Origin of the sequence: Tamlana sp. I1, from assembly GCF_015355625.1 — a bacterium.
Lineage (GTDB): Bacteria > Bacteroidota > Bacteroidia > Flavobacteriales > Flavobacteriaceae > Pseudotamlana.
Genome location: NZ_JACLAF010000001.1, coordinates 220,791 through 242,368 on the forward strand (window position 1 = coordinate 220,791; position 21,578 = coordinate 242,368).

Consider the following 21,578-nt stretch of genomic DNA (forward strand, 5'->3'; position numbering starts at 1 on the left):
TATAAATATTATATTTTCGTTGTCATGAAAATTTTAAGATACCTATTATTTCCAATAGTGCCCATTTATTTTATGGTGACTTGGCTGCGGAATAAATTATACGATTTAGGGATTAAAAAATCTAAATCTTATGATTTTCCTGTGATTTGTGTTGGAAATTTAAGTGCTGGTGGAACAGGAAAAACACCTATGATAGAGTACTTGGTAACGCTTTTGAAGATTGATTATAAAGTGGCTACTTTGAGCCGTGGATATAAACGAAAAACGGAAGGTTTTGTGTTGGCTGATGAAAATGCTGCAGCCGATTCTATTGGTGATGAGCCGTTTCAGTTTTATAATAAATTCAAAAAAGACATAGCAGTTGCAGTAGATTCTAACCGGCAACACGGAATTTCGAAACTGCAAGAATTGCAACCAAAACCAGAAGTTGTTTTATTGGATGATGCCTATCAGCATAGAAAAGTAAAAGCAGGTTTTAATGTGCTTTTAACTACGTTTTCTAATCCTTATTTTAAAGATATAGTTTTACCAACTGGCGATTTAAGAGAGCCAAGAGCAGGAGCCAAGCGCGCGAATGTTATAGTGGTAACTAAATGTCCTTCGGATTTAAATTCGATTCAAAAAGAAGTGTTTATAAACCGAATAAATCCTGAAAAACATCAGCATGTTTTTTTTAGCAGCATTGCTTATTCTGAAACTTTATATTCTGAAACTAAAACCAAAACTTTTGATGATTTAAAAAGCTTTACACTGGTTACAGGTATTGCCAACGCGACGCCTTTAGTACAGTTTTTAAATGAACAAGGTTTGAGTTTTGAACATTTAAATTTTAGCGATCATCATGATTTTACAGCTCAAGAAATTGAGCAACTTAGTAAAAAGCAACACATTGTTACCACCGAAAAAGATTTTATGCGATTAAAGCAATATGAAGTTTTAAAAGATAAACTTTACTATTTGCCAATTCATGTAAAGATAGATGATGCCCAAAAGTTTAATAAGCTCATTGAAGCTTTTGTTAAGCGTTAGACGAGGCGTTTTTCTTTTTCGCTAAAGCGTTGTAAAGTTTTTTCTCAAACTCGTCTTGTTTAAAAGGTTTCGGGATGATGTCCGTAAATCCAGCCTCTTCAAACTCGTGCATTTTATCTTCAATAGTAACGGCAGTAAGTGCGAAAATAGTTAGTGTTTTATCGAAACTTCTTATTTGTTTTGTGGCTTCAATACCGCTTATTCCAGGCATGTGAATATCCATTAAAATAATGTTATAATTGTTTTCACGAATCATTTTAACAGCTTCTTCACCGTTATCAATAATATCACACTGAAGATCCATTTTGCTTAGAATCTTCTTGGTTATCATTTGATTGATTTTATTGTCTTCAACAACCAAAATTTTAACATTAGATAGGTCTAAATCGGTTTTGTCAATATTAAAATAATTGTTTTGTGTTTCTTGGGCTTCTTCCACAGAAGTGTATTCCAGAGGGATTTCAAAATAAAAAGTTGTGCCTTTGTTTAATTCACTTTTTACGTAAATTTTCCCTTTTAAAATGTCGATAAGCCCTTTTACAATGGACAAGCCTAAACCAGTTCCTCCATATTTTCGGTTAATTTGAATGGAACCTTGTGAGAAACTTTCAAACATATGGTCTTGTTTCTCCTGGCTAATGCCAATGCCGTTATCTTCAATTTCAAAACGTAGGGTGTAAATTTTACCAGCTTCGTTTATTTTATAAACGCGAATCCAGATATCGCCGCCTTTGGTAAACTTTATAGAGTTTCCAATTAAATTGATTAAAATTTGAGAAATTTTTAATTGATCGGCAATAAAGTTTTCGGTGAGTTCTTGGTCGTATTCAAAGTGAATTTTAATGTCATTGTCTTCTGCCGAATTATTTAAAGCCAAAATAATATTGTTAATTTTCTTTTTTAAATTAAACGGTTCGGGCTCGATATCCACTTTGTTTGCTTCAATTTTGTTAATTTGAAGAATGTCGTTTATAAAGGTTAAAAGGTAATCGCCAGAAAACTTTAACGATTTTAAATGCTGTACTTGTTCTGGTTTTGGGTCTTCTTCCAAAAGCATGTTACTTAATCCTGTAACGGCATAAAGCGGTGTTCGAAGCTCGTGGGTTACAGTAGATAAAAAGTTGGCTTTTGTTTTAGAGGCTAATTCGGCTTTTTCTTTGGCAATAATTAATTCTCCATTTTTTTTATGAAGCATATTATTGGTTTTTAGCCTAATATTATTGTTTTTATAGAGCGATAGGGTAAGTAGTGATAATATGGTGATTAAAGCCACACTTAAAATTGAAATTAAAGTACCTAAACTTTTATCGTCTTCGGCTTTTTCTAATTTTTCTACAATTTCATTATTCTTTTCGATTTCTTCGTTAAGTAAATACTGTGTTTCTTGGTTGTTTGAAGCATATATTCGATTTAACCCTCTAATGGAGTCCGAAAGTTTTAAATGGTCTTTTAAATATTTTAACGACAGTTTGTAGTTGCCAATATTACTGTATAGATCGCTAATAATTAGGTAATTATCATTGGTGATATTTGTGAAGTTATGTTTGTTTGCAATGTTTAAACCTTCTAAAGCAGCAACTATAGCTTTTTCGGTATTTCCTAATTTACTATATACAATGGCTTGATTATTTAAGGCTTCGCTTTGTATTTTGTAATAATCATATTTTTTTGAAATCGCTAAAGCTTGCTCGATTACATCTCTCGATTTTTTATAATTTCTTAATTGATAATAGGCTTTTCCTTCGCGTAGTAAAGTTTCGGCAAGAGATTCGTTTAGGTTCTCTTCTTCAAATTTAGATTTCGCTGCGGTATACGAGTCTAAAGCGGCGAAGTAATCTTGTTTTGCAACATATACATCGCCATAGGTTTTATAAGAGTGCCCTAGGTTCTTATTGTCGTTGATAATACGTTGAATTTCAATGGCTTTGTTAAGCGATTTTATAGCTTTATCTTCCTGCTGGATGATGAGTTGCAAGCGTCCTTTTAAAGCATAAATAACACCAATACTTTTTTTGTTTCCTACTTTTTCGGCAAGTTCTAAAGCTTCATCAAGATTTTTTTGAGCATTATAATAATGGTAATTTTCAAGCTCTGTTTGAGATTGGGTAATGCGATAATTGATGTTGTTTTGAACAATTTCTGGATCTTCTTCAAGCGTTCTTTGAGCTGAAACAGTTGAAGTTAAGAGCAATAATATAATAAATAGGTGGGGTTTAATTTTTGCCATATTTGTAATACTAACAATCAAATATAATCTTTTTGACGTTTAAGCGTGTTTTTTTTCCGACATAAACAGCATTAAATCAATTATTCTTTTTGAATACCCAGTTTCATTATCATACCAACCAATAATTTTAACCATATTTCCGATTACCGAAGTCATTTGTGCATCAAAAACACAAGAATGGGTGTTACCAACAATGTCGATAGAAACAATAGGGTCTTCTGTATATTCTAGAATATGTTTGTATTGATGTTGTGCAGCTTCCTTAAAAGCTTGGTTTATATCTTCGGTTGAAACCGTTTTTTTTACATTAAACGTAATATCTGTTAACGAGCCATTTATTACGGGAACGCGTATGCCACAACCTCCAATAACATCAGAAAGGTCAGGAAAAATTTTTGTTAATGCTTTTGCAGCGCCTGTAGTTGTTGGAACTATAGATTGTCCAGCAGCTCTAGAACGGCGTAAGTCCCGATGCGGTTGGTCGTGTAAACTTTGGTCGGTGGTATAGGAGTGCACTGTAGTAATATAAGCTTGATCGATGCCGCAAAGTTTGTTAATAATATCAATCATTGGTGCGGCATTATTTGTAGTACAAGAAGCGTTTGAAACAATAGTTTCCGAACCATTAAGCATGCTATCATTAACTCCTAAAACAATTGTTTTTATGTCTTCATCAATTGAAGGCACGCTTAAAACAACTTGTGATGCACCGTTTTTTATATGATGATTTAATTCGGAACGCTTTTTAAATTTTCCTGTTGATTCAATTACAAAATCAACTTTATAAGGCGCCCAATCGATATCTTTTGGATGTTTTTTGTTGAATAAAGGAATTTTTCTACCATTGAAAATAATATGATTGTCATCTGAAGAAAAATCACCTTTTAAAATACCGTGTACACTATCGTATTTTAGTAAATGGGCTAAAGTTTTAGCATCGGCTAAATCGTTTATAGCAACTACTTGGATGTTTGAATAATCCTGAAGCAACCTAAAAACGCGCCTGCCAATTCTACCAAAACCATTGATAGCAACCTGAATCATGACTAATTAATGTGTTTTTGAGCTTTATAAGATGATCTTACAAGCGCACTACTTTCTACGTGACGGAAACCTAATTCTAATCCGATGTTTTCAAATTCTTTAAATTCGTCTGGATTTATAAATTTTTTCACAGGAAGATGTTTTTTACTAGGCTGAAGGTATTGCCCAATTGTAACCACATCAACATCATGAGCTTTTAAATCGTGAAGCGTTTGTATAACTTCTTCGCGCGTTTCACCTAAACCAAGCATAATTCCCGATTTAGTTCGACGTTGTCCTTGTTGTTTTAAATATTTTAAAACCCCCATACTACGGTCGTACTGTGCTTGAATTCTAACATCACGCGTTAAACGACGAACGGTTTCAATATTATGCGAAACCACTTCGGGAGCCACATCAATAATTCTATCGATGTGTTTTTCAATGCCTTGAAAATCTGGGATTAAGGTTTCTAGAGTTGTTTCTGGGTTCATGCGTCTTACTGCTTTTACAGTCTCAGACCACATGATGCTTCCCATGTCTTTTAAGTCATCACGATCTACACTCGTTAACACCGCGTGTTTAATATTCATAATTTTTATAGAACGGGCTACTTTTTCAGGCTCATCCCAATCAACAGTTTCAGGTCGGCCGGTTTTTACGCCACAAAAACCACAAGAGCGCGTGCAAACATTCCCTAAAATCATAAAAGTTGCTGTGCCTTCACCCCAGCATTCGCCCATGTTTGGACAACTTCCAGAGGTGCAAATGGTGTTTAATTTATATTTATCAACTAAACCTCTTAATTCGGTGTATTTTTTTCCTGTTGGTAATTTAACACGAAGCCATTTAGGTTTTGCTTGTCTTTCTGGTAATATATTTGACGCAGTTTCGCTGTTCATAGTATAAAAAATATGACTGCAAAGATACAAAGTATTCTTTTAAATGTGCTTATAAGGTGAAGAGATACCAAGCACAAAAACCGATTAAAAATAGAATGCCTAGCCAGCTTAATATATGAAAGGCTAGGGAAGGGCGCCACGCTTTAGGAGTATGCTTGCTTGAAATTAGTTTATAGTTGATAATCGCAAAGAAAGGCGCGGTTATAAACGATAAAATGGTAGCTATTTTTATTAAAAACCCCATTTCTGAAGCTAGATATAAAAAGATTAAAATAGACCCTATAAAAAGTATGGCCATCCAAAAATTATAATTGAGAGCTGTTTTTTTATTGAATAACAACTGTGTAGTTTTAGTCATTGCCCGAGGAGATGCATCTAAGGTTGTTAATGTGGTGCTAAACATGGTAGTAAAAGCCGCTAAGCCAATTACAACATAAGCCCAATTACCCAAATTGGAGGTGTACATATTTATTAATTGCTTAGAAAATACACTGGCCGAATTACTAAAGGTTTCACCGCTATTAAACATGACTAAAGTCCCTAACAGTACAAAGCCGATTCCTAAAAAAATAGTTCCGATATATCCTATATTGAAATCGAATAATGCTGTTTTGGTATCGTATTTTTTAACGGTTTTATTTTTTTCAATAGTCCATAATGATTGCCAAACTGCAACGTCTAAAGGCGCGGGCATCCAACCCATAAAAGCGATTAAAAAAGCAATTTCTAATTGGTTTTTGGGGAGTATTTGCAGCACGGAAATTTCAGTTGTGTTTTTTGAAAACGCGATTGAAACAGCAATTAATGTGCTTAATGTTAATGTGATTACGATAATTTTCATCATGCGATCCAACAATTTGTAGCGTCCTAAAAGTAAAAGACTCACACAAATAATAAGGATGATAATCGTCCAGAGTTCAAGACTTATAAAATCGCCAAATAAAGAACTTGCTAATCCTGCTGTAACAATGGTTACGGCAGTTTGTATGGTAAACATGGTGGCTAGATTTACCACAAAATAAATTAGTAAAACACCTTTTCCTAATTTTTTATAACTATCTAAAAGGCTTTCTCCGGTTGCTGTTGCATAGCGTGGGCCATACTGAAAAAAAGGATACTTGAATAGATTTACTAAAAGCAAAGCCCAAAGTAAGCCTAAGCCAAAATCGGCACCTGCACGCGTAGATTGAACTAAGTGTGAAACGCCTACTGCTGCACCAGCAAACAATAAACCCGGTCCTAAATTTTTAAGTCTAGAAAGCATTTATTTTTTTCGAATAATTTCAGCGAGTAGTTTTTTGGCGCGAAGAAGTTTCACTTTTACATTATTTATAGGATCGTTAAGTTCTTCCGAAATTTCCTTGTAACTCAATTCTTGAAAATAACGTAGGTTTATAACTTCCTGATAATGTGGTTTTAATTTCTTGATGTCTCGAAGCAGTTTGGCTAAATGTTGCTCGGTTATTAAGATGTCTTCAGGTGAAGGCGATTCATCTAAAACTTCAAAAACTTCACGATTATCTTTTGAGATGAATTGTGAAATAGAACGTTTTTCCTTCCGAAGTAAATCAATATGAATGTTTTTAGAAATAGTGATGAGCCAAGTTTTAAAAGTGTATTGCTCGTCGAATGTTTCAATTTTATCAAAGGCTTTAGAGAAGGTTTGAATGGTGATATCTTCAGCGTCATTTTCGTTTTGAGTACGTTTTAGTTGAAAACCATAAACGTCGTCCCAGAAAACATCTAACAAATAATTAAAGGCCTTTTGGTTGTTTGCTTTCGCACTTTTAATAGCTTTCTCTATTTCCAATGATTGGGTTTTGATATGAGGTTATTTATAAAGATAGTTAATTGTGCGATAATTAGAAAAATTTCTAAAAAAGGTAACAAAATGATTAAATCGGTTTCATTAAGTTTTTTTGAAGAACAGCCTATTATGATATATTGAAGGACTAAACGAAACACGAAAAGGCCTAAGATAATTTTCCATTGAAATTGGGTTGCTAATAAAATGAGCGCTAAAACCCAAAAAAGGAAGTTAGTTGCGAACAAGGTGGCCAGTAATATTTTATCCCTTTTTTTGTAGTGTTTTGCAGTTGAAACATGTCTTCTTTTTTGTTTGTACCAGTCTCTAAAAGTTGTTTTAGGAAGTGATTCTGTAAAACTACCTTGTGAAAAACAGGTTGCTGTATTTTTTGAAGTCGCGACTTGATTCACAAATAAATCGTCGTCGCCAGAACGAACTTTTATATGATTGATAAATCCGTTAGCTTTAAAAAACTCATCTTTTGTATATGCTAGATTTCGCCCAACACCCATGTAAGGCATGCCTGCCATGGCAAAAGAAAAATAGTTGGTAGCAGTGATTAGAGTCTCAAAACGGATGAGTTTGTTTAGTAACGAATTTTTAATTTTAGCATAGGCACCATAACCTAAAACAACGCTTTTTGTATTTGAAAAATGCGAACACATTTCGGTTATCCAGTTTTCCGATAGCGGTTTACAATCGGCGTCGGTAAATAATAAAAAGTTGTTTTTTGAAGCTTTAATCCCTAAAGTTAAGGCGTATTTTTTATTGCCCCAAAAGGCTTCAATACTTTTAACGTTCACAATTTTAATGTTGTTGTGAAGATTGGCAAAGTCTTCTATAACCTCTAGTGTATCATCAGTTGAAGCATCATTAATAAGCACAATTTCAAAATCGGAATAATTTTGAGAAATGACTGAAGGTAGAAATGTTTTTAAATTTTCAGCTTCATTTTTTGCACAAATGATAACAGAAACAGGGATGGTTTTTTCTTCGCTTTTATTTTGTTTAGAGAAGGCAAATTTTGCGAAGCATCCAAAATAAAATAAAATTTGAATACCAACTACGACATAAAACACGTAGCCCAAAACATAAAGACATGCCATATACTACTTAGGAATGTTTTGGTTCATTACAATCGCCAAATTGATCTGGTGTTTTTCCGCAAAACCCACAAGATTCACCTTCTTTATTAAGCATAGGGTTCTGGCTGGCGCAAGTGCCTGCAAATTTGCCGTCTTTTTTTGCCCAAATTTTTATTGCTATACCAGCAATACCTAGTCCTAACACGATGATGGTGATTATGAAAAGTTTCATTTTAAAAAAGTAATTATTTATGCAAAGATAAGGTTTTTAGATAAGTTTTTTTAATAGTTCTATGACTAAAAATGTTTGTGCGACAACGAAATAAGTAAGGTTTTGTATGTTAATTATTTGTACATTTAAATTACTAATCAATTTTAAATTAATTATGAAAAAATTATTTGCAGAGTTTTTTGGAACGTTTTGGCTTGTTTTTGGGGGCTGTGGTAGTGCTATTTTTGCTGCTGGATTTCCCGAATTAGGTATTGGGTTTGCTGGCGTAGCCTTGGCTTTTGGTTTAACAGTTTTAACTATGGCGTATGCTGTAGGGCATATTTCAGGTGGTCATTTTAATCCTGCTGTTTCATTTGGATTATGGGCAGGTGGTAAATTTGAAGGCAAAGACTTAGTAGGGTACATCATAGCTCAACTTATAGGTGCTTTTTTAGCAGCTGGAGCTTTGTACGTTATTGCATCAGGTAAAGCAGGTTTTATTATAGATAGTGCTCAGGCAGGCGCTTTTGCTGCGAATGGTTTTGGTGCGTTATCTCCAAATGGTTATTCTATGACTGCAGCCTTGATTGCAGAATTTTTACTCACTCTATTTTTCTTGCTTATTATCTTAAGAAGTACAAATGAAAGAGCTCCTAAAGGATTTGCTCCTATTGCTATTGGATTGGGATTAACTTTAATTCATTTAATTAGTATTCCAATTACAAATACATCGGTTAATCCAGCTCGTTCTACAAGTCAAGCCTTTTTTGCAGGAGGCGATTATCCTGCGCAGCTTTGGTTGTTTTGGATTGCTCCCATTGCAGGCGCTTTAGTTGCAGGATTTATTCATAAAGCTTTATTCGATAAAGAATAAGCTGAATTTAATCATATAAAAAAGCCTCGTTTTAAATTAAAACGAGGCTTTTTTGGTATTATAGTTCAACGGGATTAATGTAAAGTAATATTCGCAACCGAATTTTCTTTAGAGGCGATGTTGTTACCGCCTTTAGGTTCTATGGTAATACTTAAGCCTTGCACATCTTCCATGTAAGGAATGCTTCTAAGCTTTCGGTCTGCTTTATCTAGAATACCAAGGTTTACCATTTTACCTTGTAACTCTGCCCAAATTTGATAGCATTGTTCTTCTGGTAGTTGAGGAAGTGAAACAACATCTATCATCGATGTTTTTTCTTTGGCGTTAATATAAGCAACCGTTTTTAAGTTTTTAGCACGTTCGTTTCCTTTGATAATGTACTTTTCAGTTTCAGGGTTGTTAAGCTTTAACAGTTGTCGCATTACTTTGTCAAGCATCTCGTTGTGTTTGTCAATGTCGTTGCGCAAATCAAAAATTTCCTCAACAACCACTTGGTTTTCTTGCGCAAGTTTTTGATTCTGATTGTAAAAAATATAGGATGTCGCCGCAAAAAGTAAAGCAGTTATACTAGCTGCAATACTGTATTTGTACCATTTTCTATAATTTCTTTGAGGCTTTAATGCTATTACTGGTTTCTCGTCAAGTTCATCTAAAATATTATTTAAGATGCTTTTAGGGGCTTCAACAGCATTACTTTTAGCAACCACTTCTAGGTTAAATTGTAAAGTGTTGTAGGCATTCTGTACTTCTGGATATCTGGAAATGTGAGACTCCACCAGTTCTGTTTCTGCAGAAGTAGTTTCTCCTAATAGATATTTTTCTAATAGGCCAGAATTTAAAAAAGTATTTACTTTCTCATTCATGACTTCATTTTTTAAGGATTGTAAATTTTTTTCAATTCGCGTAATCCAATTTTTAATCTTGATTTTATAGTTCCTAATGGAATATCTAATTCTTCGCTTGCTTCTTGCTGCGTCATGCCCTCAAAAAAGAGCGCATTAATCACTATTTGATACTTTTCATCTAAACTGCTTAGATGTTTTTTGATATCTAAAACATCCTGATTTAGTTCGTTGGATGTTACTTTATATACGGTTGAAGTTTCTATCTGGACTTCATTGGTGTTTTTATTTTTAAGCGACCTAACTTTGTCTATCGCAGTGTTATACGCAATTCTGTAAAGCCAGGTGAATAGTTTTGCTTTACTAGAATCGTACTTTTTGGCGTATCTCCAGATTTTTACAAAAGTTTCTTGAAGCACATCTTGCGCAATGTCTTCGTCTATAATCACTTTTCGGATAACACCATACAACGCATCGGCATAGTTTTCATAAAGCAAACTTATGGCCCGTTTGTCTTCTTTCTTAAGAAGGGTAACTATTTCTTTTTCTATTGCTGAAATCAATTTATAATGCGTTTATAGATAAACTTATGGGAGTTGAAGCTCACAAAGTTAGAAATTTCTTTTTGATTATAAGATGTTTACTTCGGCTTCAATTGATATGCCGAAAAGACGCTTTACTGTTTTTTGAATTAATTCTGATAAATTATAAATATCGGTTCCTGAAGCGCCTCCATAATTAACTAAGACTAAGGCTTGATTTTTATGTACTCCATAATTGCCAAATTGCTTGCCCTTAAATCCTGCCTTTTCGATAAGCCAGCCTGCAGGAACTTTAACCGTATCATCTGAAACCGGATAATTGGGTATGTCGTTAAAGTTTTTAGTCAGTTTTTCGTATTCTTGGATAGAAATTACGGGGTTTTTAAAAAAACTTCCACAGTTTCCTATAAGCTTCGGATTTGGTAATTTACTCTCTCTAATTGTTATCACCGCTCTAGAAATATCTTGAATAGTTGGGGTTTTAATGCCTTCTTTTTCTAATTCAGAGCTTATAGCACCATAATGAATATTTAGTTTATGGTTGCTTTTCGTGAGTTTAAAATTAACACTTGTAATAATGTATTTCCCTTTGGCTTCTTGCTTAAAAATCGAGTTTCTGTAGTCAAAATTACAGTCGTTTTTTTCAAAAGTTTTTAGGGTTTTAGAATCTATAGCCATGGCTTCACAAGATTCAAATGTGTCCTTTAATTCAACACCGTAAGCACCAATATTCTGAATGGGTGCTGTGCCAACATTTCCAGGAATTAAAGATAAATTTTCAATACCTCCAAAATCATGCTTTATCGTCCAAAGTACAAAGTCATGCCAAACTTCGCCAGCTTGTGCTTTAACGGTAACAAAGGTTTCATCTTCTGAAACTATCTCAATGCCTTTTAAATTCATTTTAATCACTAAACCATCAAAATCTTTAGTGAGTAGCATGTTACTACCACCACCTAAAATGAGTTTGTTGGGGTAGTTTTTTAAAGTAAGAACCTGTTCTAACTCTGAAATATTTGCTACAGTAACAAAGTGTTTTGCTTTAGCATCAATACCAAAAGTATTATAAGGTTTTAGAGATATGTTTTCTTGAATTTGCATTAATCTTTATAAACTTTAAGAGCTTCTTTTAAAATATGAACCGCTTTTATCAAGCTTTCTTGGTTAAGCACGTAAGCAATTCTAATTTGATTGTAACCTTGACCAGGCGTAGAATAAAATCCTCCGGCTGGAGCAACCATAATGGTTTCGCCATTAATATCAAATTTTTCTAAAAGCCATTGTGCAAAATCATCGGTGTTTTTTACAGGCAATTCTACGATACAATAAAAAGCCCCTTTTGGTTTGGCAACTTTTACGCCTTCAATTTTACGTAACTCGGTAATTAAAGTATTTCTACGCTGTACATATTCGTTAATCACTTCATCAAAATAACTTTGAGGTGTTTCCAAAGCAGCTTCACTAGCGATTTGGGCGTATGTTGGCGGACTTAACCTGGCTTGAGCAAATTTAAGAACCGTTTGCATAACCACTTTGTTTTTTGAAACAAGACAGCCTACACGTGCACCACACATGCTATAGCGTTTAGAAACAGAATCGATAATAACGGCGTGTTCATCAATACCATCAACTTGCATAATCGAGTAGTGTTTATCGCCATCGTAAATAAACTCTCTATAAACTTCATCGGCCACTAAAAACAAATCGTGTTTTATGGCTAATGCGGCAAGTTGCTCAACTTCTTCTTTTGAATACAAGGCGCCCGTTGGGTTGCCTGGATTACAAATAAGAATGGCTTTAGTTTTAGGTGTAATTAATTTTTCAAAAGTTTCAACCGATGGTAAAGCAAAATTATCATCGATATTACAAATTGCAGGAACAACTTTCACGCCATTGGCCGTTGAAAAAGCAATGTAATTAGCATAAAATGGTTCCGAGATAATGACTTCATCATTAGGATCCATAATACTACTAAATAAAAACAGCAAAGCTTCACTAGCTCCAGTAGTTACAATAATATCTTCATGGGTAACCTTAATACCGTGTTTGTTGTAATAATGCGCTAATTTAAAACGGTATTCTTCAGAACCTTCAGATCTTGAATAAGAAAGGATGTCAATATCGTTGTTTTTTACCGCATTAAGGGCGACTTCTGGTGTTTTTATATCGGGTTGTCCTATGTTTAAATAGTAAATGTGTTTGCCGTCTTTAGTAGCTTGCTCAGCATAAGGAACAAGTTTTCTAATAGGTGAGGCAGGCATTTGGTGGCCTTTGTTTGATATGGTTGGCATTTATAAAAATTTAAGGTGCAAAGTTGCAAAAATATTATTGATATTTTTTTAAATCGTTAAGCAAAATCTAAAGAAATATGTAAGGAATGTTTTGGCTTGTTGCGAATTAGAACGAGTTTTTGTTAAAAACACAGTTTGGTTTAAGGTTAAATAAAAAGGCTTAAACATTTGTTTAAGCCTTTTTATTCTTTTTGGGTTGCAATCATTTAATTATTGCATAACACTTTTATCTTTTTTCTCAAGAATATTGGCTTTATCAGGGTCTACTACTAAACCTTTAATTTTTAAGGCGACCGTTGGTGTATCGGCGGCATTAGAAATTACAGTTATGGTTTTTCTAATAGGGTTTACTCTGTTAGTATCGTATTTTACTTCAATTTCGCCAGTTTTTCCAGGTAAAATAGGATCTTTTGGTTTTTTAGGAATTGTACATCCACAGCTTGAAGATACTTTAGAAATGATAAGTGGTTCGTCTCCTGTGTTGGTGAATTTAAAAACGCGAACACCGTTAGAACCTTTTTCTATAGTTCCATAATCTATGGTTTCAGATTCAAAATCAATTTTAGCCTGTGCATTTATCGAAAAACTTAGTAATCCGATAAATAAAATTGTTAATAATTGTTTCATGGTTTAAATTTTATGGTTTTAATGTGTCATTTAGGGTTTCTTCCTTTTTAAATAGCTATCAGTTAATTCCTAACAAATGGAATCAAACATACTTACTTTTTCTGCAATCTGCAAGAATTATAGTTGTAATACTTAGCTAGTAACAGAATTTTCAAACCAAATGTACGGATAGCTTCTAAATGATATTATATAAAAACTGTTAAAATATTAATTTCTTCCCTAGCATCAATCCATTTTATAGTTTCACAGAAAAAGAAATATAAGTACTTTTGCACTTCATTATTCAAAAATTATTCCAAAGCATGCAAATTCCATCACAATATGATGCAAGTCAGGTAGAAAGTAAGTGGTACAACTACTGGATGAAACACAATTATTTTCATTCAGAACCCGATGAAAGAGAGCCTTATACCATAGTTATCCCGCCACCAAACGTTACGGGAGTTTTACATATGGGACACATGCTTAATAATACCATTCAAGATGTATTAATTCGTCGTGCCAGATTATTAGGAAAAAATGCATGTTGGGTGCCAGGAACCGATCATGCTTCTATTGCAACTGAAGCTAAAGTTGTGGCACGATTAAAGGAGCAGGGCATCGATAAAAATGACCTGTCAAGAGATGAATTTTTGGCACATGCCTGGGATTGGACTCACGAATATGGCGGCGTAATTTTAGAGCAGTTGAAAAAATTAGGTTGTTCTTGCGATTGGGAACGTACTAAGTTTACCATGGACGATGAGATGAGTGAAGCCGTGATTAAGGTTTTTGTCGATTTATATGAAAAAGGTCTTATTTATCGTGGATACCGTATGGTTAACTGGGATCCAGAGGCAAAAACAACCTTGTCTGATGAAGAGGTTATCCATGAAGAACGTCAAGGAAATTTATATTATTTAAAGTATAAAATAGAAGGTAGCGAAGAAACGTTAACCATCGCCACTACGCGTCCTGAAACTATTTTTGGAGATACCGCAATTTGTATTAATCCAGAGGACGAGCGTTTTGCTCATTTACGAGGAAAAAAAGCTATCGTACCTATTTGTAACCGTGTGATTCCTATTATTGAAGACGACTATGTTGATGTTGAATTTGGTACAGGGTGTTTAAAAGTAACGCCTGCACACGATGAAAACGATAAAAATCTTGGCGATAAGCACAATTTAGAAGTTATCGATATTTTTCATGAAGATGCGTCTTTAAATACCTTCGGATTGCATTACGAAGGCAAAGATCGTTTTGTGGTTAGAAAAGAAATTGCCAAAGAATTAGAAGAAAAAGGTGTTTTGGTGAAAACGGAAACACATATTAATAAGGTAGGAACTTCTGAAAGAACAAAAGCTGTAATTGAACCACGTTTAAGTGATCAATGGTTTTTGAAGATGGAAGAACTTGTAAAACCTGCTATTGAAGCGGTTTTAGGAGAAGAATCAGAAATTAATTTATTTCCTAAAAAGTTTGAAAACACTTATCGTCATTGGATGGAGAATATTCGCGACTGGAATATTTCTCGTCAATTAATGTGGGGGCAACAAATTCCTGCTTATTATTATGGTGATGGAAAAACAGATTTTGTTGTAGCAGAAACTATCGAACAAGCTTTAGAAAAAGCAAAGCTGAAAACCAATAACCAAAAACTAACAATCAGTAACTTACGTCAAGATACCGATGCCTTAGATACTTGGTTTTCATCATGGCTGTGGCCTATGTCTGTTTTTGATGGTATAAGAAACCCTGAAAACGAAGACATTAAATATTATTACCCAACAAACGATTTAGTTACAGGGCCAGATATTTTATTCTTTTGGGTAGCTCGTATGATTATTGCTGGTTACGAATACAAAGATGAAAAACCGTTTAATAATGTGTATTTAACGGGCTTAGTACGCGATAAGCAACGCAGAAAAATGAGTAAATCGTTAGGGAATTCTCCTGATGCTTTAAAACTTATAGAAGAGTACAGCGCCGATGGCGTACGTGTTGGTTTATTATTAAGTTCTGCCGCTGGTAACGACTTAATGTTTGATGAAGCGCTTTGCCAACAAGGAAAAGGATTTGGAAACAAAATTTGGAATGCCTTCCGTTTAATTAAAGGTTGGGAGATTGATGCTGATATTCCACAACCAGAAACCTCTAAAATAGGTTTGGAATGGTATGAAGCAAAATTCCAAAAAGCATTGTTAGAAATTGAAGATCATTTTAGTAAATACAGATTAAGTGATGCTTTAATGGCTATTTATAAATTAATTATGGACGATTTTTCGTCTTGGTTATTAGAAATTATAAAACCAGCCTACCAAAAACCAATTGATGCAAAAACTTATAATGCGGTTATTGAAGCTTTTGAAAATAATTTAAAAGTTTTACATCCGTTTATGCCATTTTTATCGGAAGATATTTGGCAATATATTAAAGAAAGAACGCCAGAAGAGGCTTTAATCGTTGCTAAATGGCCAGAAAGTAAAGCGGTAAATCAAGCATTAATCAATGAATTTGAGTTTGCTTCGGAAGTTATTTCGGGTATTAGAAACATTAGAAAACAAAAAAATATTGCCTTTAAAGATGCTATAGATTTTTCAGTCATAAATAATGAAAATTCAAGTGCGACTTTTGACGGTGTGATTGCTAAATTAGGAAATCTTGAACGTATGGACTATACCAATGAAGCGGTTGAAGGCGCTTTAACTTTTAGGGTAAAATCGAATGAATATTTTATTCCTATGGTTGGCGCTATTGATGTTGAAGCCGAAATAACAAAACTAACCGAAGAGTTAAATTACACGGAAGGTTTCTTAAAATCGGTTCAAAAGAAATTAGCTAACGAACGTTTTGTGGCTGGTGCTCCTGAGCAAGTTGTGGCTAGCGAAAAGAAAAAAGAAGCAGATGCTTTAGCTAAAATAGAAACCTTAAAAGCGAGTTTAGCAAGTTTGGTGTAACACAATTTTTGCTATTTTGTTTAATAATATAAAAGCTTTTCAAAATGTGAGCATATCGCATTTGAAAAGCTTTTTTGTTTTATGAGTTTGTTTGCTGTTAAATTAACAAGAAGTAGTTATGTTACTTTTAAACCTTTAGAACGCCTCGAAAACCGCGGCCAGCGTAATAGGATTCTGCTCCGTTATGATAAATAAAAATAGTATCGAAACGGAAATCACCAAAAATGGCCCCACCAAGCTTTCTAATATTGTCTGGAGTTTTTAACCAACTGGAGGTTTTTGTATCAAAATTTCCTAGTTGTTGTAGTTCGCGATATTGAGCTTCGTTAAGCAGTTCAATGCCCATTTGTGAAGCCAGATTCATAGCGCTATTTTTAGGTTTGAATTTTTTTCGTGACTCAAGCGCTTCAGCATCGTAGCACATGCTTCTTCTTCCACTAGGACTTTCAGCAGAACAATCGAAAAATATATATTCAGAAGTGTTTTTATCGAAACCAACCACATCGGGTTCGCCGCCTGTTTGTTCCATTTCATTAAGCGACCAAAGTTTATTTGGTGCTGCTTTAAGTTTAGCTTCAATTGAATTCCAATCTAAACCTTCATGACGATTTGCGTTATTTTCAAAACGCGATTTTAAAATGTCAAGAATGGTTTCTTGCTGGTCTTGCGATAATGCCTTATTGTTTTTTGAAGCCATAAGTGTTTGAATTCAAATAATTAAAAGGGTTGGTTGCTAAGGTTGTTAAATTATTTTCTGTACAAGAAATATTTATTTACTAAATCGATGTACAATTGTTTCGCTTCATCTTCCGTAAGGCCTTTGGCTTGAAATAAAGCATTGGTTTTAAAAGCGTTTATAATGGGCTTTTTACTTTTCGGACGCCCGTAGTCGTTTGTAGCTTTTTTATAATAAGCGTAAAGTTTTAATAAAGTATCGGCAGGAAAAGGCTCGGTATAGGCATTAACGCGGTCTACCGCTTCATCAAATTCTATATCTAATTTGCTTTTACTCATTTCTTTAATTCGGCAATAATACTTTCGCCTCCACGAACTACTTGGTTCAATTCTACATTTATTTTAGTGTCTAAAGGCAAAAATAAATCGACTCTAGAGCCAAATTTTATAAATCCAGAATCGCTTCCTTGTACAGCTTTGTCGTTTAATTCAGCATAATTTACAATGCGTTTTGCTAAAGCACCAGCGATTTGTCTGTACAATACTTTACCGTAAGTTTCGTTTTCAACCACTACGGTTGTGCGTTCATTTTCTTCGCTTGCTTTAGGGTGCCATGCTACTAGAAACTTACCTGGGTGGTATTTACTAAAGATAACGTTCCCGCTAATAGGATAACGCGTGACATGTACATTTATTGGCGACATAAATACACTAACTTGAAGGCGATTTTCTTTGAAATATTCTTTTTCATAAACTTCTTCAATAACCACAACTTTACCATCTACAGGCGATAAAACTTGATTTTCATTTAAAACCGTGTGTCTTTTAGGGTTTCTAAAAAATTGAAGAATTAGAATCAAAAAGGCTATTAAAGCAAGTAAAATAATGGTTCTTAACCAGTTTATATCAATAAAATTATCAATCAGCAGCGCGCTACCTACAACAATAACAAATGTTATAAATATAATTTTATGGCCTTCTTTATGAAACATAATGTAAAATTCTTAAAAATAAATATATAAACGGAGCAGCAAAAATAATACTATCTAATCGATCTAACAATCCGCCGTGACCAGGCATGATAACACCACTGTCTTTTACGTTAGCTTGTCGTTTAAACTTAGATTCTATTAAATCTCCTAGCGTTCCAAAAACACTAATAATAATACTTAAAACCAGCCAATTTGTAGAGGTTAAAGTTGCTGTAAAGGTAGCAATAAAATAGCTTGCTACACAGGAAAAGAATAGGCCACCAAGAAAACCTTCAACGGTTTTTTTAGGTGAAATAGTTTCGAAAAGTTTTTGTTTTCCAAAATTCTTGCCTACTAAGTAAGCAAAAGTATCGTTCACCCAAATTAGTATAAAAGCGCCAAATAATATTTTAGGATTGTATTCTTTGTGATTGGTTGTGATAAGGATTAAAAATACAAAAGCACTAGACAGGTAGAAGGTGGTTAGTAAAAAGCGTTTGGTGCTAAAAAGGGGTATTGTTTTTTCTGAAAATAAATCTTTAATTAAAAACAGATTTACAAAAATGGTGAGCACCATAAGTATTTGAGTGGCTTCATCTAAACCTTCATTGGTGTTTAATACGGTTTGCCAATACCCAAAAATGCCATAGATCACTATAAATATGATATAAGGAATTTTACTTTTTAGTTGAATAAGTTTACTAAACTCAGCTAAGCAGATTAATCCGAATACACAAAAAAGCGCGATTAGTAGGTGTTCAAAAAACAAGGCAACAATTAAAATAGTTACATAGAGTAACCCGGAAAATGCTCGAACTAAAACTTCTTTCATTCTATAAATCTTCTAAAAGTAGGAGGTATAGGTTTTTGGCGCTGCTGCCATAACTCAAGAAGTCTTTGTCTTCTCCAGAGTTGAAATGTTTTATTGTCGTGATATTTGTAGGGATTTGTTTTTTGTTTTTAGCTTTAATTCCGCGTAAACCTTCGCCTATATTTTCAACAAGCTGACTAGTTGTTGCAAAAACAATAAAATTGAAAGGAAGTTCTATAAGTTTTTTTTCAAATATTTGTTTTGAAGAAATTAAAATAGAACCATCGTTGGCTATTAGATTCTCGCAGGTGGTTAAAAAATAAGGAGTTTGGTTTAGTTTTTTTGTAGCCTGTAAATTCAGGTTTTTAAATTTATCTTCTAAATTGGAGTCTAGTATTAAAACTTGTTCATCTTGCCACTTATTTTCATTAATGATAAGTCCTAAATTTTGATGTACTTCGTCCAAATTATCGCAATACAGGAACTTCCCGCCGTTAGCTTTAAAGTTTATGGTAAACCTTTCGTCTATGGGGAGTTTTACTTCAGGCATGTATTTGCCTCTGTTATCCGATTTTAGCTCCTCATCAGGTTGTTTAGATTTGGAACCAAATATTTTTCTAAAAAGACTCATTTAGTAGTCGCTATTGTCTGATTTTATCTAGAGGGTTATCAAATATAAAAAATCTTAAACTAATCAAATGATTAATTTAAGATTTTTAATTTGGGCTTAAAAATTTTTGTAAAATTAAGCTTGTTCTTCTGAGTCTTTAACCTCTGGTTTTGAAGCGGTAGCCTCTTCTTTTATAAAGGGACGTTTACCAAATATTTTTTCAAGGTTGTCTTTAAAAATAACTTCTTTTTCTAATAAAACTTCAGCCAATTCTGTTAGTTTATCTTTATTGGCTTCAAGCAGTTTTATAGCGCGTTGGTATTGTTCTTCTATAATTGCTGAAATTTCATTATCAATCAACTCAGCCGTTTGCTCACTATATGGTTTAGTGAATCCATATTCACTTTGTCCAGAATCGTAATAAGTTAAATTTCCAACTTTATCGCTTAAACCATAAATGGTAACCATGGCTCTAGCTTGTTTAGTCACTTTTTCTAAATCACTTAAGGCGCCTGTAGAAATTTTATCGAAAATCACTTTTTCTGCAGCACGACCACCAAGGGCAGCACACATTTCGTCTAGCATTTGCTCTGGGCGAACAATAAGTCTTTCCTCTGGTAAATACCAAGCAGCACCTAAAGAGCGACCACGAGGTACAATAGTAACTTTTACAAGTGGCGAGGCGTGTTCTAGCATCCAACTTACGGTTGCATGACCAGCTTCATGATAAGCAACAGCTTTTTTCTCGCTAGGTGTAATGATTTTATTTTTCTTTTCCAGACCACCAATAATTCTATCTACAGCATCAAGGAAATCTTGTTTATCAACAGCTTTTTTGTTGTTTCTTGCTGCAATTAAAGCGGCTTCGTTACAAACATTGGCAATATCTGCTCCAGAAAATCCTGGCGTTTGTTTCGATAAGAAGTCTAAATCTAGATTTGGAGCTTTTTTAAGTGGTCTTAAATGCACTTCAAAAATTTCTTCACGCTCTCTAACGTCTGGTAAATCAACAAAAATTTGTCTATCAAAACGTCCAGCACGCATAAGGGCTTTATCTAAAATATCAGCTCTATTGGTTGCTGCAATAACAATTACGTTTGTGTTCGTTCCAAAACCATCCATTTCGGTTAGTAACTGGTTAAGCGTATTTTCACGCTCGTCGTTACTTCCAGACATGGCGTTTTTTCCTCTGGCACGACCAATAGCATCAATTTCATCAATAAAAATGATTGAAGGTGATTTTTCTTTGGCTTGTTTAAATAAATCTCTAACACGAGAAGCACCAACACCTACAAACATTTCAACAAAATCTGAACCAGATAATGAAAAGAAAGGTACTTTAGCTTCGCCGGCTACAGCTTTTGCAAGCAAGGTTTTACCTGTTCCTGGAGGGCCTACAAGTAGAGCGCCTTTTGGAATTTTACCACCAAGGGTTGTGTATTTTTCAGGGAACTTTAGGAAGTCTACGATTTCCTGAACTTCTTCTTTAGCGCCTTCTAATCCGGCAACATCTTTAAAGGTTGTTTTAACTTCGGTTTTTTCATCAAAAAGTTTAGCTTTCGATTTTCCGATATTAAAAATTTGACCACCAGCACCGCCACCAGCACCGCCAGACATACGTCGCATGATAAAAATCCAAACCCCAATTAGTAAGATAAAAGGTAAGATACCCATTAATAGGTTTCCTAAATCGTTGGTTTCAGTATCAAAACTTACTTCAGCTTGCTTGTCTTTACCTAGAGTTTCATTAATCTCATTTAATTTATTTTCAAAATTCTGAAGATCACCAAATTCAAATCTATAATTTGGTAATTTGGTAGCAGATGGAATAAATGTTTTAGGGATAGAGTTTCTGTGTTCTTCTTTAGCTTCGGCATCGGGCGTTAAGTAAACTTTAGCAACACGGGTGTTTTTTACAATAAGCACACGTGATACATCTCCTTCTTGAAGATATTTAAAGAAATCTTGTGGCGTTGTTTTGTTGCCGCCTTCAGTACTTGTGCTACTAAATAATTGAAACCCTAAAAATAGGGCGATTAATATGCCGTAAATCCAGTACGGACTAAATTTTGGTTTATTTTCTTTTGGTTTTTTAGTATCCTTTGCCATCTG

Annotated in this window: 21 protein-coding genes; 3 read left to right on the plus strand and 18 right to left on the minus strand. The window is 34.0% G+C overall.

Going from position 1 to position 21,578, the window contains the following annotated elements:
- Positions 1-24 precede the first annotated feature (24 nt).
- Positions 25-1,029: a tetraacyldisaccharide 4'-kinase gene (gene lpxK, locus H6X70_RS00895; RefSeq protein WP_194765788.1), complete on the plus strand. Its 1,005-nt coding sequence runs from the start codon at positions 25-27 to the stop codon at positions 1,027-1,029.
- Here lpxK and H6X70_RS00900 read toward each other — a convergent pair.
- Genes H6X70_RS00900 through H6X70_RS00930 form a run of 7 tightly spaced genes read right to left on the minus strand, consistent with a single transcriptional unit; the run spans position 1,019 to position 8,305 of the window.
- Entirely contained in the window at positions 1,019-3,256 is a 2,238-nt protein-coding gene (locus H6X70_RS00900; RefSeq protein ID WP_194765789.1) for an ATP-binding protein, read from the minus strand. The genes lpxK and H6X70_RS00900 overlap by 11 nt on opposite strands.
- Positions 3,257-3,295: 39 nt before the next feature.
- Positions 3,296-4,300 (minus strand): type I glyceraldehyde-3-phosphate dehydrogenase, encoded by a 1,005-nt coding sequence (gap, locus tag H6X70_RS00905; protein WP_194765790.1) that lies wholly within the window; start codon positions 4,298-4,300, stop codon positions 3,296-3,298.
- Positions 4,301-4,302: 2 nt separating this feature from the next.
- The gene (gene lipA / locus H6X70_RS00910) at positions 4,303-5,181 is read right to left on the minus strand and encodes a lipoyl synthase (protein ID WP_194765791.1); all 879 of its coding nucleotides are present in this window, start codon (positions 5,179-5,181) and stop codon (positions 4,303-4,305) included.
- A gap of 49 nt (positions 5,182-5,230) precedes the next feature.
- Entirely contained in the window at positions 5,231-6,445 is a 1,215-nt protein-coding gene (locus H6X70_RS00915) for an NRAMP family divalent metal transporter (RefSeq protein ID WP_194765792.1), read from the minus strand.
- On the minus strand, positions 6,446-6,991 hold the full coding sequence (locus H6X70_RS00920; protein WP_194765793.1) for an RNA polymerase sigma factor: 546 nt from the start codon (positions 6,989-6,991) through the stop codon (positions 6,446-6,448).
- Entirely contained in the window at positions 6,982-8,094 is a 1,113-nt protein-coding gene (locus H6X70_RS00925) for a glycosyltransferase (protein WP_194765794.1), read from the minus strand. The genes H6X70_RS00920 and H6X70_RS00925 overlap by 10 nt, the downstream gene beginning before the upstream one ends.
- Positions 8,095-8,101: 7 nt before the next feature.
- Entirely contained in the window at positions 8,102-8,305 is a 204-nt protein-coding gene (locus H6X70_RS00930) for a membrane or secreted protein (protein WP_194765795.1), read from the minus strand.
- A 154-nt stretch (positions 8,306-8,459) separates the two neighbouring features.
- Here H6X70_RS00930 and aqpZ point away from each other — a divergent pair, with 154 nt between their 5' ends.
- On the plus strand, positions 8,460-9,158 hold the full coding sequence (gene aqpZ, locus H6X70_RS00935) for an aquaporin Z (RefSeq protein WP_194765796.1): 699 nt from the start codon (positions 8,460-8,462) through the stop codon (positions 9,156-9,158).
- 74 nt (positions 9,159-9,232) lie between these two features.
- Here the strand turns inward: aqpZ and H6X70_RS00940 are convergent, their stop codons facing one another.
- The 5 genes from H6X70_RS00940 to H6X70_RS00960 all read right to left on the minus strand — a co-directional run bounded on the left by H6X70_RS00940 (position 9,233) and on the right by H6X70_RS00960 (position 13,460).
- A complete protein-coding gene (locus tag H6X70_RS00940; protein ID WP_194765797.1) occupies positions 9,233-10,021 on the minus strand; it encodes an anti-sigma factor domain-containing protein in 789 nt (262 codons plus the stop codon).
- A gap of 11 nt (positions 10,022-10,032) precedes the next feature.
- Positions 10,033-10,563, minus strand: a complete 531-nt coding sequence (locus H6X70_RS00945; protein ID WP_194765798.1) for an RNA polymerase sigma factor — start codon at positions 10,561-10,563, stop codon at positions 10,033-10,035.
- Positions 10,564-10,629: 66 nt separating this feature from the next.
- Positions 10,630-11,643, minus strand: coding sequence for a UDP-N-acetylmuramate dehydrogenase (gene murB / locus H6X70_RS00950; protein ID WP_194765799.1), 1,014 nt, complete (start codon positions 11,641-11,643; stop codon positions 10,630-10,632).
- Positions 11,643-12,833, minus strand: a complete 1,191-nt coding sequence (locus tag H6X70_RS00955) for a pyridoxal phosphate-dependent aminotransferase (protein ID WP_194765800.1) — start codon at positions 12,831-12,833, stop codon at positions 11,643-11,645. The genes murB and H6X70_RS00955 overlap by 1 nt, the downstream gene beginning before the upstream one ends.
- 210 nt (positions 12,834-13,043) lie before the next feature.
- Positions 13,044-13,460 (minus strand): DUF1573 domain-containing protein, encoded by a 417-nt coding sequence (locus tag H6X70_RS00960; RefSeq protein WP_194765801.1) that lies wholly within the window; start codon positions 13,458-13,460, stop codon positions 13,044-13,046.
- Between the two features lie 302 nt (positions 13,461-13,762).
- On the opposite strand from H6X70_RS00960, the gene H6X70_RS00965 reads away from it, so the two are divergent.
- A complete protein-coding gene (locus H6X70_RS00965; protein WP_194765802.1) occupies positions 13,763-16,399 on the plus strand; it encodes a valine--tRNA ligase in 2,637 nt (878 codons plus the stop codon).
- A 127-nt stretch (positions 16,400-16,526) separates the two neighbouring features.
- On the opposite strand, the gene H6X70_RS00970 is transcribed toward H6X70_RS00965, so the two are convergent.
- The 6 genes from H6X70_RS00970 to ftsH form a co-directional block, all read right to left on the minus strand.
- Complete coding sequence (locus H6X70_RS00970; protein WP_194765803.1) at positions 16,527-17,096, minus strand: DUF4256 domain-containing protein; 570 nt, start codon at positions 17,094-17,096, stop codon at positions 16,527-16,529.
- Positions 17,097-17,146: 50 nt separating this feature from the next.
- Positions 17,147-17,413: an acyl-CoA-binding protein gene (locus tag H6X70_RS00975; RefSeq protein WP_194765804.1), complete on the minus strand. Its 267-nt coding sequence runs from the start codon at positions 17,411-17,413 to the stop codon at positions 17,147-17,149.
- On the minus strand, positions 17,410-18,066 hold the full coding sequence (locus H6X70_RS00980; protein WP_194765805.1) for a phosphatidylserine decarboxylase family protein: 657 nt from the start codon (positions 18,064-18,066) through the stop codon (positions 17,410-17,412). The genes H6X70_RS00975 and H6X70_RS00980 overlap by 4 nt, the downstream gene beginning before the upstream one ends.
- The gene (locus H6X70_RS00985; protein ID WP_194765806.1) at positions 18,056-18,877 is read right to left on the minus strand and encodes a phosphatidate cytidylyltransferase; all 822 of its coding nucleotides are present in this window, start codon (positions 18,875-18,877) and stop codon (positions 18,056-18,058) included. The genes H6X70_RS00980 and H6X70_RS00985 overlap by 11 nt, the downstream gene beginning before the upstream one ends.
- A 1-nt stretch (position 18,878) precedes the next feature.
- Entirely contained in the window at positions 18,879-19,487 is a 609-nt protein-coding gene (locus tag H6X70_RS00990) for an LUD domain-containing protein (protein WP_194765807.1), read from the minus strand.
- Positions 19,488-19,601: 114 nt separating this feature from the next.
- Complete coding sequence (gene ftsH, locus H6X70_RS00995; RefSeq protein ID WP_194765808.1) at positions 19,602-21,575, minus strand: ATP-dependent zinc metalloprotease FtsH; 1,974 nt, start codon at positions 21,573-21,575, stop codon at positions 19,602-19,604.
- Positions 21,576-21,578: the final 3 nt, after the last annotated feature.

Bases quoted from the DNA above. Each gene is read 5' to 3' on its own strand.
- lipA (WP_194765791.1), bottom strand. From the start codon at position 5,181: ATGAACAGCGAAACTGCGTCAAATATATTACCAGAAAGACAAGCAAAA.
- gap (WP_194765790.1), bottom strand. From the start codon at position 4,300: ATGATTCAGGTTGCTATCAATGGTTTTGGTAGAATTGGCAGGCGCGTT.
- H6X70_RS00970 (WP_194765803.1), bottom strand. From the start codon at position 17,096: ATGGCTTCAAAAAACAATAAGGCATTATCGCAAGACCAGCAAGAAACC.
- H6X70_RS00975 (WP_194765804.1), bottom strand. From the start codon at position 17,413: ATGAGTAAAAGCAAATTAGATATAGAATTTGATGAAGCGGTAGACCGC.
- ftsH (WP_194765808.1), bottom strand. From the start codon at position 21,575: ATGGCAAAGGATACTAAAAAACCAAAAGAAAATAAACCAAAATTTAGT.
- H6X70_RS00930 (WP_194765795.1), bottom strand. From the start codon at position 8,305: ATGAAACTTTTCATAATCACCATCATCGTGTTAGGACTAGGTATTGCT.
- H6X70_RS00915 (WP_194765792.1), bottom strand. From the start codon at position 6,445: ATGCTTTCTAGACTTAAAAATTTAGGACCGGGTTTATTGTTTGCTGGT.
- H6X70_RS00985 (WP_194765806.1), bottom strand. From the start codon at position 18,877: ATGAAAGAAGTTTTAGTTCGAGCATTTTCCGGGTTACTCTATGTAACT.
- H6X70_RS00990 (WP_194765807.1), bottom strand. From the start codon at position 19,487: ATGAGTCTTTTTAGAAAAATATTTGGTTCCAAATCTAAACAACCTGAT.
- lpxK (WP_194765788.1), top strand. From the start codon at position 25: ATGAAAATTTTAAGATACCTATTATTTCCAATAGTGCCCATTTATTTT.
- H6X70_RS00955 (WP_194765800.1), bottom strand. From the start codon at position 12,833: ATGCCAACCATATCAAACAAAGGCCACCAAATGCCTGCCTCACCTATT.
- murB (WP_194765799.1), bottom strand. From the start codon at position 11,643: ATGCAAATTCAAGAAAACATATCTCTAAAACCTTATAATACTTTTGGT.
- H6X70_RS00925 (WP_194765794.1), bottom strand. From the start codon at position 8,094: ATGGCATGTCTTTATGTTTTGGGCTACGTGTTTTATGTCGTAGTTGGT.
- H6X70_RS00960 (WP_194765801.1), bottom strand. From the start codon at position 13,460: ATGAAACAATTATTAACAATTTTATTTATCGGATTACTAAGTTTTTCG.
- H6X70_RS00900 (WP_194765789.1), bottom strand. From the start codon at position 3,256: ATGGCAAAAATTAAACCCCACCTATTTATTATATTATTGCTCTTAACT.
- aqpZ (WP_194765796.1), top strand. From the start codon at position 8,460: ATGAAAAAATTATTTGCAGAGTTTTTTGGAACGTTTTGGCTTGTTTTT.
- H6X70_RS00940 (WP_194765797.1), bottom strand. From the start codon at position 10,021: ATGAATGAGAAAGTAAATACTTTTTTAAATTCTGGCCTATTAGAAAAA.
- H6X70_RS00965 (WP_194765802.1), top strand. From the start codon at position 13,763: ATGCAAATTCCATCACAATATGATGCAAGTCAGGTAGAAAGTAAGTGG.
- H6X70_RS00980 (WP_194765805.1), bottom strand. From the start codon at position 18,066: ATGTTTCATAAAGAAGGCCATAAAATTATATTTATAACATTTGTTATT.